11 protein-coding genes are annotated in these 13,116 nt (G+C 51.3%); 4 read left to right on the top strand and 7 right to left on the bottom strand.

What is annotated here, in order from left to right:
- Positions 1-10: 10 nt before the first annotated feature.
- Together sulA and ompA are read left to right on the top strand one after the other, a co-directional pair.
- On the top strand, positions 11-520 hold the full coding sequence (gene sulA / locus N7268_RS17770) for an SOS-induced cell division inhibitor SulA (RefSeq protein ID WP_260863904.1): 510 nt from the start codon (positions 11-13) through the stop codon (positions 518-520).
- A gap of 355 nt (positions 521-875) precedes the next feature.
- The gene (gene ompA / locus N7268_RS17765) at positions 876-1,940 is read left to right on the top strand and encodes a porin OmpA (RefSeq protein WP_260863903.1); all 1,065 of its coding nucleotides are present in this window, start codon (positions 876-878) and stop codon (positions 1,938-1,940) included.
- A 100-nt stretch (positions 1,941-2,040) separates the two neighbouring features.
- On the opposite strand, the gene matP is transcribed toward ompA, so the two are convergent.
- Positions 2,041-2,493 (bottom strand): macrodomain Ter protein MatP, encoded by a 453-nt coding sequence (gene matP / locus N7268_RS17760; RefSeq protein ID WP_260863902.1) that lies wholly within the window; start codon positions 2,491-2,493, stop codon positions 2,041-2,043.
- Positions 2,494-2,678: 185 nt separating this feature from the next.
- Here matP and N7268_RS17755 point away from each other — a divergent pair, with 185 nt between their 5' ends.
- On the top strand, positions 2,679-4,439 hold the full coding sequence (locus tag N7268_RS17755; RefSeq protein WP_260863901.1) for a Lon protease family protein: 1,761 nt from the start codon (positions 2,679-2,681) through the stop codon (positions 4,437-4,439).
- A 68-nt stretch (positions 4,440-4,507) separates the two neighbouring features.
- Positions 4,508-5,026 (top strand): bifunctional 3-hydroxydecanoyl-ACP dehydratase/trans-2-decenoyl-ACP isomerase, encoded by a 519-nt coding sequence (fabA, locus tag N7268_RS17750; protein WP_003035875.1) that lies wholly within the window; start codon positions 4,508-4,510, stop codon positions 5,024-5,026.
- Positions 5,027-5,137: 111 nt separating this feature from the next.
- Here the strand turns inward: fabA and rmf are convergent, their stop codons facing one another.
- The 6 genes from rmf to rlmKL all read right to left on the bottom strand — a co-directional run bounded on the left by rmf (position 5,138) and on the right by rlmKL (position 13,062).
- A complete protein-coding gene (rmf, locus tag N7268_RS17745) occupies positions 5,138-5,305 on the bottom strand; it encodes a ribosome modulation factor (RefSeq protein ID WP_003035871.1) in 168 nt (55 codons plus the stop codon).
- 255 nt (positions 5,306-5,560) lie between these two features.
- The gene (gene pqiC / locus N7268_RS17740) at positions 5,561-6,124 is read right to left on the bottom strand and encodes a membrane integrity-associated transporter subunit PqiC (protein WP_260863900.1); all 564 of its coding nucleotides are present in this window, start codon (positions 6,122-6,124) and stop codon (positions 5,561-5,563) included.
- On the bottom strand, positions 6,121-7,761 hold the full coding sequence (pqiB, locus tag N7268_RS17735) for an intermembrane transport protein PqiB (protein WP_260863899.1): 1,641 nt from the start codon (positions 7,759-7,761) through the stop codon (positions 6,121-6,123). Before pqiB ends, pqiC begins: the two co-directional genes overlap by 4 nt.
- 4 nt (positions 7,762-7,765) lie before the next feature.
- A complete protein-coding gene (gene pqiA / locus N7268_RS17730; RefSeq protein WP_260863898.1) occupies positions 7,766-9,019 on the bottom strand; it encodes a membrane integrity-associated transporter subunit PqiA in 1,254 nt (417 codons plus the stop codon).
- A gap of 14 nt (positions 9,020-9,033) precedes the next feature.
- A complete protein-coding gene (locus tag N7268_RS17725; RefSeq protein WP_260863897.1) occupies positions 9,034-10,941 on the bottom strand; it encodes an ABC transporter ATP-binding protein in 1,908 nt (635 codons plus the stop codon).
- Between the two features lie 12 nt (positions 10,942-10,953).
- Positions 10,954-13,062 (bottom strand): bifunctional 23S rRNA (guanine(2069)-N(7))-methyltransferase RlmK/23S rRNA (guanine(2445)-N(2))-methyltransferase RlmL, encoded by a 2,109-nt coding sequence (gene rlmKL / locus N7268_RS17720; RefSeq protein ID WP_260863896.1) that lies wholly within the window; start codon positions 13,060-13,062, stop codon positions 10,954-10,956.
- Between the last annotated feature and the right edge of the window lie 54 nt (positions 13,063-13,116).

Here is a 13,116-nt window from a genome sequence, read left to right as displayed (position 1 = left end):
TGGATTGATTATGTACACTTCAGGCTACGCAAATCGCTCTTCGTCGTTCTCTTCCGCATCAAGCAATATTGCGCGCGTCTCTTCTGAGAACGCGACCGCCGGGCTTATTAGTGAAGTTGTCTATCGCGAGGACCAGCCCATGATGACGCAATTACTGCTTTTACCCTTGCTTCAGCAATTGGGTCAGCAATCACGTTGGCAACTCTGGCTCACGCCTCAGCAAAAATTGAGCCGTGAATGGGTTCAATCAGCGGGACTCCCATTGACGAAAGTGATGCAAATCCACCAGCTTTCTCCTTGTCATACGCTGGAGTCAATGGTGCGCGCACTGCGCACAGGCAACTACAGTGTCGTCATCGGCTGGCTGACAGAAGAATTAACGGAAGATGAGCATGCTGAACTGGTGAAAGCAGCAGATGAAGGTAACGCGATGGGATTTATAATGCGTCCTGTCCGTGCACAGGCTCCTGGCGGGAGACACCTTTCTGGTCTAAAAATTCACTCAAATTTGTATCATTGAGTAAAATTAGGATTTTTCCTGGAATTTTTTTTCATGTCTCAATTTGGCTTTGAGCTCTAACGTATTTTTAGTGTGAATGCCTGTCTGAAGCGGTTTTCCGCGTATTTGCAGCACAATAAATCATCCATAAATGTTAAATAGTGTGTATACAAGCCTTTTTTTTTCATATGCCTGACGGAGTTCACACTTGTAAGTTTTCAACTACGTTGTAGACTTTACATCGCCAGGGGTGCTCGGCATAAGCCGCAGATATCGGTAGAGTAACTATTGAACTGGTCCCCGGGTGAAGGATTTAACCGTGTTATCTCTCTGGAGATATTCATGGCGAATTTTGGATGATAACGAGGCGCAAAAAATGAAAAAGACAGCTATCGCAATTGCAGTGGCACTGGCTGGTTTCGCTACCGTGGCGCAGGCCGCTCCGAAAGATAACACCTGGTATGCTGGTGCCAAAATGGGCTGGTCTCAGTTCCATGATGTAGGCAACAACCAGATCAACAACACCGGTCCTACCCACGAAAGCCAACTGGGTGCTGGTGCGTTCGGTGGTTATCAGGTTAACCCGTATGTTGGTTTTGAAATGGGTTACGACTGGTTAGGTCGTATGCCATACAAAGGCTATGCTAACGGTGATGTATCTCAAAACGGCGCTTTCAAAGCTCAGGGCGTTCAGCTGACCGCTAAACTGGGTTACCCAATCACTGACGATCTGGACGTTTATACCCGTCTGGGTGGTATGGTTTGGCGTGCAGACGCTAAAAGCAGCAATGGCTTCAAAGACCACGACACTGGTGTATCCCCAGTATTCGCTGGTGGCGTAGAGTATGCAATTACTCCTGATATCGCTACCCGTCTGGAATACCAGTGGACCAACAACATCGGTGACGCGAACACCGTTGGTGGTCGTCCAGATAACGGCCTGCTGAGCGTAGGTGTTTCCTACCGTTTCGGCCAGCAGGAAGAAGCAGCTCCGGTAGTTGCTCCGGCTCCGGCTCCGGCTCCAGAAGTACAGACCAAACACTTCACTCTGAAGTCTGACGTTCTGTTCAACTTCAACAAAGCAACTCTGAAACCAGAAGGCCAGCAGGCTCTGGATCAGATGTACAGCCAGCTGAGCAACCTGGATCCGAAAGACGGTTCCGTAGTGGTTCTGGGCTTCACTGACCGCATCGGTTCTGACGCTTACAACCAGGGTCTGTCCGAGAAACGTGCTCAGTCCGTTGTTGATTACCTGATCTCTAAAGGTATTCCTTCTGACAAAATCTCCGCACGTGGTATGGGCGAATCCAACCCGGTTACCGGCAACACCTGTGACAACGTGAAAGCTCGCGCTGCACTGATCGACTGCCTGGCCCCGGATCGTCGCGTTGAGATCGAAGTTAAAGGCATCAAAGACGTTGTAACTCAGCCTCAGGCATAAGTTATCGTCTTATAAAAAAACCCCGCGCTGCGGGGTTTTTTTTCATCTGAATATTGATCTGAACAACGCGGTTTCTCAACATATTACCGCGACTGCTGCCCTATTCTTTTCCCAACAACGCCTGCAAATCTTGTTTCAACGTAGACATTTTGTTCGCGTATTTCTCTTTATGCTCTGCATCCTCAATCAACTGCACTATCGTTTCTGAGAGCGTTTTACCACGTCGCTGCGCAAGACCGGCTAAGCGCTGCCAGACGATAAACTCCAGATCGATTGATTTCTTACGCGTATGCTGATGCTCGGCATTAAAGTGCCGCTTACGCCGCGCCCGTATGGTTTGTTTCATACGATTAAGCAGCGCAGAGTTCATGTGTTTTTCAATCCAGGCATTAACCCGAACCGGTTCATTTTCGAGGGTTAGCAACAAATCAACGGCTTCTTCGGCAGCGCTGGCTTCCACGTAACGGGTGATCAATTCCCCCTCACGATGCTTCTTCACCAGATACTTCCATTTCCAGCCGCTTTCAAGGTTTTCAAGTTGTTGATATTTCATTGCGATCTCAATGTTACCGTGTAACTCTTATCAGAATATCAGCTTTTTGAGCATCTGAAGAAAAGAATATCCAGCCTGTGAACTGTCGCGCGCCATCGCATCCGTTTCGTGGTGCTTTCCGCGTGTGCAGTGCTGGCGGTTACGGTATAATCTCGTTTTTTACAACAGACTAAAAAACATCAACTTTGACCATTACGAAACTTGCATGGCGTGATCTGGTTCCTGATACCGACAGTTATCAGGAAATATTTGCACAGCCCCACGTCACTGACGAAACTGACACCTTACTCAGTGATACTCAACCACGTTTACAATTTGCGCTAGAGCAGCTTCTTCAGCACTGGACGACATCCTCGTTTATGCTGGTTAAAGCGCCGGAAGAGCTTGAGTATCTCAATCTTATTTCAACGGCTGCGCGCGCGTTGCACATGGATGCCGGAAACCTGACCGGAGGTCATTACGAGATCTCTGGTCACACCATCCGTTACCGTACAGCAGAGAAAGCAGAAGACAATTTTGCGACGTTAACTCAGGTGGTAAATGCTGACTGGGTTGAAGCCGAACAACTGTTTGGCTGTTTGCGTCAGTTCAATGGCGAAATTACGCTGCAACCGGGGCTGGTGCATCAGGCTAACGGCGGTGTGCTTGTTATCTCATTACGCACCCTTCTGGCTCAACCACTCCTGTGGATGCGACTGAAAGCCATTGTCAGCCACGAGCGATTTGACTGGGTTGCCTTTGATGAGTCTCGTCCGCTTCCTGTCTCCGTGCCTTCTATGCCGCTTAAACTGAAAGTGGTGTTAGTCGGTGAGCGGGAATCGCTGGCAGACTTCCAGGAAATGGAGCCCGAACTGGCAGAACAGGCCATTTACAGCGAGTTTGAAGATAACCTGCAAATAGTCGATGCTGAAACAATGACGCAATGGTGTCAGTGGGTGACGCATACCGCCAGACGCAACACGCTGCCGTATCCCGCGCCAGATGCCTGGCCAGTATTGATCCGTGAGGCCGTGCGCTACACTGGCGAGCAAGACACATTGCCGCTAAACCCGTTGTGGATCACCCGACAACTCAAAGAAGTTGCGCCATTGTGCGAGAGCGAAACCTGCAATGCCGAGCAGTTCAGTTTGATGCTTGCGCAACGTGAATGGCGAGAAGGTTTCCTCGCCGAACGTATGCAGGATGAGATCCTGCAAGAGCAGATTCTTATCGAAACTGAAGGTGAGCGTGTTGGCCAAATCAACGCCCTGTCGGTGATTGAATTTCCGGGTCACCCGCGTGCGTTTGGCGAACCTTCTCGCATTAGCTGCGTCGTGCACATTGGCGATGGCGAATTTACGGATATCGAGCGTAAAGCTGAGCTGGGCGGAAATATTCATGCCAAAGGCATGATGATTATGCAGGCATTCCTGATGTCGGAACTGCAGCTTGAACAGCAGATCCCCTTCTCAGCCTCACTGACTTTCGAGCAATCTTATAGCGAAGTGGACGGCGACAGTGCATCAATGGCGGAACTGTGCGCCTTGATAAGCGCCCTTGCGGATGTCCCGGTTAATCAAAGTATCGCCATTACCGGCTCTGTCGATCAGTTCGGTCGTGCACAACCTGTTGGCGGCTTGAATGAGAAAATCGAAGGCTTCTTTACCATCTGCCAGCAACGCGAACTCACGGGTACACAGGGCGTCATTATTCCTGCAGCCAACGTCAGACACCTGAGTCTGCAGCCCGCGTTGTTACAGGCCGTTGAGGAAGAAAAATTCACTATCTGGGCAGTGGACGATGTGACCGATGCGCTGCCATTATTGTTAAATCTGGTGTGGGACGGTGAAGGCCAGACAACGCTGATGCAAACTATCCAGGAGCGTATTGCTACCGCAACGCAACAGGAAGGTCGTCACCGTTTTCCATGGCCGCTACGTTGGCTGAACGCCATTATTCCGAACTGATCGGACTTGTTCAGCGTACACGTGTTAGCTATCCTGCGTGCTTCAATAAAATAAGGCTTACAGAGAACATGGTAGATAAACGCGAATCCTATACAAAAGAAGACCTTCTTGCCTCTGGTCGCGGTGAACTGTTCGGCGCAAAAGGCCCACAACTGCCTGCGCCAAGCATGCTGATGATGGACCGTGTCATCAAGATGACCGAAACCGGCGGCAACTTTGACAAAGGTTATGTTGAAGCTGAACTGGATATCAACCCGGACCTTTGGTTCTTCGGATGCCACTTTATTGGCGATCCGGTGATGCCTGGTTGCCTGGGTCTGGACGCCATGTGGCAGCTGGTTGGATTCTACCTCGGCTGGTTGGGCGGCGAAGGTAAAGGCCGTGCATTGGGCGTAGGTGAAGTGAAATTCACCGGCCAGGTTCTGCCGACGGCGAAGAAAGTGACTTACCGTATTCACTTCAAACGCATCGTTAACCGCCGCCTGATCATGGGCCTGGCTGATGGTGAAGTGCTGGTTGATGGTCGTCTGATCTATACCGCCAATGATCTGAAAGTGGGCCTTTTCCAGGATACTTCAGCGTTCTAATCCAGGAGCGCGTAGAACATCTGATGATGATGATGTGATTGCGTCTTATCAGGTCTACAAAAAGGCGAAACCTCCGCACTGCGGAGGTTTCTTTTATCTAAAGAGACAGAATCAGGCCATTAAAACCCTATCCCCCATGGCTTCTCGCCAGCCTCCCAGCCAGTATGACCTCTGATTCAGCGTCTGATAGGGACACATTTCTTTTGAGCGTCCGGCAATGCCGGCCTGATATCCACGTTGATGTGCCCGTTCCAGGCGATCTCGTTTTTGTCTCTTCATGCCTCGTTTCCCTCATCTTTGGGTCTGGTGGAAAAGAAAACAGTGATTACTAAGTGTGCAATCACACTAAACGAATACCTCTAAACACCAGGCTCGTCAATGCGCAAAATTCACGCCAGTGTCATATTTGTGAGCTACCTGGTAAATCATTTGTACAAAAATTTGCTGTCAGAACAGCTACCTCAACGGATAAAAAAATAAAAAAAACCGCCTCGGGCGCTTGGCCGGAGGCGGTAGAATTTACAATTATTTAAACTAAGGGATCTGCTTCAGCGCTTGTGCAATAGCCGTCGCTTCCTGGCTCCAGGCGCTGGCCAGCACCTTCACCATCGCATCATAACCGTCCTCTGTCTGCACGGTCTCGATGTAGAACGGACGCTTGATCAGCTGCCCCTGATGATTCAGCAACCATTCCCCGCTGACAATGACCTTGCCATCGTAGCGGCCGTGAAAGCCTGTCACCGTCACGTTCAGCGTGTCCTGCGTGCTGCCCAGCGGCTGTGAAGCAACAACCCATCCGGGCAATTGTTTGCCGAGATTAGCAACAAGCGTATTGCGCAGTTGCTGATCTAACGGGCTGGCCCAGAGATTACTATTGGCTATCACGTACTTAACATCGCTGGTTTGGTACACCACACCATTACCCGCCAGATAATCCGGTACCGCAACCTGCTCAACCCACAGCAGACGGTTACCCTGGTTGGCCGTGCTCTGCACACCTCCCTGCGCGATGGGTAGCTGGTAATAGCTTTTATTCTCTCCGCTTGAGCTGCATGAAGTCAGCCAGACCGCCATCATGACTACTAGCCACTTTTTCATTGTTTCGCCCTCTTCGGTTCTGGATCTTTTTTGTCCTTCGCTTCAAACACCAGCGCATTGCTCTTATCGTTCAGCGTTTTCAGAACCGGCTGCAGTTCACGCAGAACCTGATCAAGACGCTGCATATCTGCCACCATCTTGTTATAGGCTGCGGAGCCTGGCTGGAAGCCCTGCATGCTACGATTGAGCTCGCGCAGCGTGTTCTGCATATCTGCCGGAAGCTGCTGCATCGACTGGCTACCGGTTATCTTATTCATATTATCCAGCGTGGTTTGCAGGTGTTTCATCGTCCGCTGGCTTTCCGACAGCGTAGTGGTCGCCTGCTCAATCATTGGGTTCAGCGGCAGATTATTAATCTTATCCAGCGCTTCCATCAAACGCTGCTGGATCTGCGCCAGACCACCGCTCACCGTCGGGATAATTTGATAACCATTAAATTCACGTACGCCCGTAATCGGCGGATCCTTCGGATAGAAGTCGAGATCGACATACAATGCCCCTGTCACGAGGTTCCCTGTCTTCAACGATCCTCTTAACCCACGCTTGAGCAATTCCGCCAGGTGAGCCCCGACATCGGTATCTTCACCCAACTGCGCCTTCAACCGTTCAGGTTCAATGCGGACCAGGACCGGAATACGATAATCATCGTTGAAGACCTGACGCATATTCGGTGCGAAGAAAGGCACTTTGCTCACCGTACCAAGACGAATGCCGCGAAACTCAAGCGGCGCGCCAGGCTGCAATCCGCGAACCGAATCTTTAAAGAACATCAGGTAATCAATGTGGTCGGTATAGAGTGAATCCTGAATACTTTTTTGGTCATCATAGAGATTAAAGGACGCTTGCTGCGCAACCGGCTGGCCCTGTTCTAACCCTTCAGGTACATCAAAGCTCACTCCGCCGCCAAACAATGTGGCAAGGGATCCCATTTCTACGCGCATACCCGCAGAGGTAAGATCCACAGCAATACCGCTGTCTTTCCAGAAACGCACATTGCTGGTGACAAGGCGGTCGTTTGGCGCATTAATGAACAGTTGATAACTGATCGTGCGTTTTTGCGCATCAAACGTGCTGGTTTCAACAGAACCCACACGATAACCACGGAACAAGACCGGATCGCCCGGGCTTAACTGACCGGCTTTTTTGCTGTCCAGAATCACGCGGATCCCTTTCGCATCCGGTGGTGCCAGCGGCGGAGAGTCCAGCAGTTGATAGTTAGCCAGTCGGCTACCCTGATTTCCGGGCTGCAGTTCAATATAGGCACCCGATAACAGCGTACCTAAACCGCTGATACCTTCACGTCCCACCTGCGGTTTGACCACCCAAAAGACCGAATCTTTATGGAGCAGTTTTTCCATGCCGGAGTTAAGCCGTGCTTTAATTTCCACGTGCGTTAAATCGTCTGTCAACGTCGCGCTTTCAACCACGCCAACGTCAACGCTACGGCTCTTAATCGTTGTCTTACCCCCTTCAATACCTTCGGCATTGGTCGTAATCAGCGTGACTTCCGGCCCCTGATGACTGTAGTGGTAAAACAGTACCCATGCGCCAATGAGTGCAGTGACGATCGGGAATATCCATACGGGCGACCAGTTCTTCACCTTCTGCACTTTGGCTTCCCCACTTTTAGATTCCATGCTGTCAGGACTCCTCATGGCCTGGTTCTGGTTCACGATCCCACGACAGACGTGGATCAAACGTCATCGCAGAAAACATTGTCATAATGACGACTAAAGCAAACATCAAAGCACCCATTGCAGGATAAATGTTCATCAATCCTCCCATGCGCACCAGCGCAGAGAGTACCGCAATAACAAAAACATCGATCATTGACCAACGACCGACAAATTCCACGACCTCATAGATGAAATGCATCCGCTCGCTGTCGCGCTTACCATGCCCTTTTGCATCCCAACACAGCCAGGCAATAGCGATCATTTTTAACGTCGGCACCAGAATACTGGCGATAAATATCACCGCCGCCACCGGATAAGAACCTTCACTCCAGATTAAAACGACACCCTCAAGAATCGTTGAAGGCAGTTTTGACCCCAACAAATCGGTGATCATGATCGGCAAAATATTGGCTGGAAGATAAAGCATGATCGACGTGAACAATAACGCCAGCGTCCATTGCAGACTATTTCTGCGACGCACATAGCCTTTGGCCTGGCAACGTGGGCATACCAGCTCATCAGCGGGAAGAATAGCCGTGCAGCAAGAACATGAACGTAAACCTTGTCGAATACCGGGAACGCCCGGCTTTAGAACCTGCTTAATTTCAGGCATCGGGGCAATGTCATCCCACAGCCAGCGTCGATCCACACACTGAAACGCGCGCAGCTGGAGAATACAAAACAGACACCATGGGATGAAGCTACTCCCCACCCCGATATCGCCATAAGCCATCAGCTTAACGAAACTGACCAGTACGCCGGCAAGGAAGATTTCCGCCATCCCCCAGCTTTTTAACTGAAACAGAATACGGGCCAGATGCGCTTTTAGCCGCCCGGGCATTTCTACCCGATTCACCAACAGCAGGATACTCATCAGGCAGAAAGCGGGAACCAACTGGACAAATAATAAAAAGAAGGTGCCAAGACTGGCGTAATCTTCAGAGAAAAGAACACCGGGGATTTCCAGCAGCGTCACTTCACTGCTCACCCCCGCGACATTCATGTTCACAAAGGGGAAAAGGTTAGATAAAAGCAGCATAAACAACGCTGCGATAACATAAGCAGTAGGACGCTGCCTTGGCGCGTCCCACTCAACGGTTAACGTAGTGCCACATCGTGGACATGCCGCTTTCTGACCATGCTCAAGGCGAGGTAACGCCACCAGCATGTCACACTGCGAACATAGAATATGCTTCGCGGCATGGTGATGTTCGCACATATGTGCTCCTTTAATTATGCGCCATTCTTCAAAGACTCAAGATACTCCCAGCGCTCAAAGGCTTGCTCAAGTTCTTGTTCCGCTTCATTCAGATTAGCTAATACTTGTTGCGTTTGCTCATGCGGCTGACTGAAGAAAGCGGCGTCTGCAACCTGAGCTTGTAGTGCTTCCAGTTTCGCTTCCAGCTCTTCAAGCAACGCGGGAAGCTGCTCCAGTTCGCGCTGTAGTTTATAGCTTAGTTTGCTAGTGCCACGTTTTACAATTTCTGCTTTAGGAGCAGCAACTTCCTCAGTTTTTTTTGCGACAGGCTGTTTAAGCGCCACATATTGTGACTGTTGGCCGCGCGCGTCATGGTATCCGCCCACATAACGACCAATTTTGCCTGCGCCTTCAAAGATCCAGCACTCGGTCACAGTGTTGTCGACAAACTGACGGTCGTGGCTCACCAGTAAAACGGTGCCCTGATACCCGTCGATCAGCTCTTCGAGTAATTCCAGCGTTTCAACATCGAGATCGTTCGTCGGTTCATCGAGAATCAAAAGATTGCTGGGTTTCAGGAAAAGACGCGCCAGCAACAGGCGATTTCGTTCCCCACCCGAGAGCGCACGAACAGGGGTCATAGCGCGTTTAGGATGGAACAGGAAGTCCTGCAGATAACCCAGCACGTGGCGTGGCTTACCGTTTACCATCACTTCTTGCTTACCTTCAGCAAGGTTGTCCATCACGGTTTTATCGGGATCCAGTTCCGCACGATGCTGATCGAAATAGGCAACTTCCAGCTTTGTTCCGACGTGAATTCGGCCGCTGTCCGCCTGAAGTTGGCCTAACATCAGCTTCAGCAACGTCGTTTTTCCACAGCCGTTAGGACCAATTAATGCAATTTTGTCGCTACGCTGTACCTGCGCAGAGAAGTCTTTCACCAGTTGCTTACCATCAACCTGATAATCGACATTTTCCATCTCAAAGACGATCTTGCCCGAGCGGCTCGCCTCTTCAACCTGCATCTTCGCTGTACCCATGACTTCGCGACGTTCACTACGTTCACGACGCATGGCCTTCAGCGCACGCACACGGCCTTCGTTACGGGTACGGCGCGCTTTAATGCCCTGACGGATCCAGACTTCTTCCTGTGCCAGCTTGCGGTCAAACTCCGCATTCTGTAGCTCTTCAACCCGCAGCGCTTCTTCTTTCTCCAGCAGATACTGATCGTAGTTCCCCGGATAGGACACCAGTTTGCCGCGGTCAAGATCGACAATACGCGTCGCCATATTGCGAATAAACGAACGGTCGTGAGAGATGAAAATGATCGTTCCATTGAACGATTTCAGGAAGCCTTCCAGCCAGTCGATGGTTTCGATATCCAGGTGGTTCGTCGGTTCATCCAGCAGCAAAACGCGTGGATTACTGACTAACGCCCGGCCCAACGCCGCTTTACGCAGCCAGCCGCCAGAGAGCGATGCCAGCTCCATGTCTGGCTCCAACCCAAGCTGCGCCAGCACTTCATTAATGCGGCTTTCGAGCTGCCACAAATTGTGGTGATCGAGCATTTCCTGAACCCGCGCCATTTCGTTCAGATTTCTCTCGCTGGGATCGGTCATTACCAGGCGAGAAATATCGTGATAGCGCTTCAGGTATTCAGCCTGTTCTTCAATCCCTTCCGCAACGAAATCATAGACGCTGCCTTCAACATTACGCGGCGGGTCCTGTTGCAGACGCGCCACGACAAGATCCTGCTCATAAATAATCCGGCCGTCGTCAAGACCCTGTTCACGGTTAAGGATCTTCATCAGCGTCGATTTGCCTGCGCCGTTACGGCCAACCAGACAGACGCGTTCGTTATCCTCGATATGCAGCTCGGCGTTATCAAGGAGCGGCGCATCGCTGAACGATAGCCATGCGCCATGCATACTGATTAATGACATTTACTTTTCCTTTCAGGCTGAGGTGATCAGCCAGCAATTGTGGATCTGACGGTTACGGGCAAAGTCCTGGGAAAGCGTTTTTTGGGTAATTTCTTGTGCTTTCAGCCCCAGTTCAGCCAGACCGTCGAGATCCATACGGAATCCACGTTTGTTGTTGGAGAACATGATCGTGCCATCTTTACGCAGCAGGCGCTTCAGATCTTTCATCAGCGCCAGATGATCGCGCTGGACGTCAAACGAGTCTTCCATACGTTTCGAGTTAGAGAACGTCGGCGGATCGATAAAAATCAGATCGAACTGTTCATTTGCTTCGCGCAGCCAGCCCAGGCAATCCGCCTGAATTAAACGATGCGCACGACCGCTCAGTCCGTTCAGTCGCAGGTTGCGTTCCGCCCACTCCAGATAAGTACGCGACATATCGACTGTCGTCGTGCTACGCGCACCGCCCAGACCAGCGTGTACGCTGGCGCTGCCGGTGTAAGAGAACAGATTGAGGAAGTCTTTGCCTTTGCTCATCTGACCCAGCATGCGACGCGCAATACGGTGATCCAGGAACAGACCGGTATCGAGATAGTCAGTCAGGTTGACCCACAAACGTGCGTTGTACTCGCCAACCTCAATGAATTCACCCTTCTCATTCATCTTCTGATACTGATTTTTCCCTTTCTGTCGCTCACGGGTCTTCAGTACCAGTTTATTCGGCGCAATCTCCAGCACCGACAGCGTGGCAGCAATAATGTCGAACAAGCGCTGACGTGCTTTTTGCGCATCAACCGTCTTCGGTGGCGCGTATTCCTGTACCACGACCCAGTCACCGTAACGGTCTACTGCAACGTTATATTCCGGCAGGTCAGCATCGTACAGGCGATAGCATTCGATCCCTTCCTGACGCGCCCATTTTTCCAGTTTCTTGATATTCTTACGCAGACGGTTCGCATAATCTTCCGCCACGGTCGCAGGCTTGCTGTCTGCGGTGGTTTCCGCAACGTGATAGTTTTTCTGCACGCAATCCAGTGGGCCGTTTTTCGCTTTGAACTGCTTATCGGCACGTAATTGCAGGCTGCTGAGCAAATCCGGGGAAGCGCTGAACAGCGACAGATTCCAGCCGCCAAACTGGTTTTTCATGGTGCGTCCCAGCAGGCTGTGCAATGCGATCAGCGCCGGTTCGCTATCCAGACGTTCGCCGTATGGCGGGTTGCTGATCACCGTCCCATACGGCCCTTTCGGCAGTGGGTTGCTCAGTTTAGCCACATCTTTGACTTCAAACGTCACCAGATCGGCAATACCGGCGCGGCGGGCGTTGCTACGGGCTTTTTCAATAACGCGGGCATCGCTGTCAGAGCCATAAAAATGCGACGTATAATCTGCCAGCCCTTTGCGCGCACGCACCTGAGCTTCCGCTTTGACCTCTTGCCAGATAGCCTCATCATGCTGTGCCCAGCCGCTAAAACCCCAGTATCCACGATGCAGGCCCGGCGCACGATCGGTCGCCCACATCGCCGCTTCGATCAGCAGCGTACCGGAACCACACATCGGATCGAGCAGCGGCGTACCCGGCTGCCAGCCTGAACGCATCACGATGGCGGCGGCCAGCGTTTCTTTGATCGGTGCCTGACCCGCGCGATCGCGATAGCCACGCTGATGCAGACCGTCTCCGCTCAAATCCAGAGCAATACTGGCAGTATCTTTGTTCAGCCAGACGTTGATACGTAAATCAGGGGATTCACGATCCACATTCGGACGCGGCAGATTTTTGCGGGTAAAGGCATCCACAATCGCATCTTTGACTTTCAGCGCGCCGTACTGACTGTTACGAATGGTCTCGTTCAGACCGCTAAAATGCACCGCAAACGTCGCGCCTGGATTAAATATCTCTGTCCAGTCGATTGCCTGAACACCGAGGTACAGATCCAGATCGCTGTAGACCTTGCACTCTCCCATTGGCAGGATAATGCGCGAGGCCAGGCGGCTCCACATCAGGCTCTGGTAAATAAGCCGCGTGTCGCCCTTAAAATGGACCCCACCCTGAACGACCTGGCACTCCATCGCGCCGAGGTTTTCCAGTTCAGTTTTTAACAGCTCTTCCAGCCCACGGGCCGTACTGGCAAACAGAGAATTCATAATGTCACTTTTACTCCGAGAAAATTGCCGCGCATTATAGCTAATCTCACGTCC

This window comes from Citrobacter sp. Marseille-Q6884 (genome assembly GCF_945906775.1).
Lineage (GTDB): Bacteria > Pseudomonadota > Gammaproteobacteria > Enterobacterales > Enterobacteriaceae > Citrobacter.
This window is presented reverse-complemented; position numbering and strand designations above follow the sequence as displayed.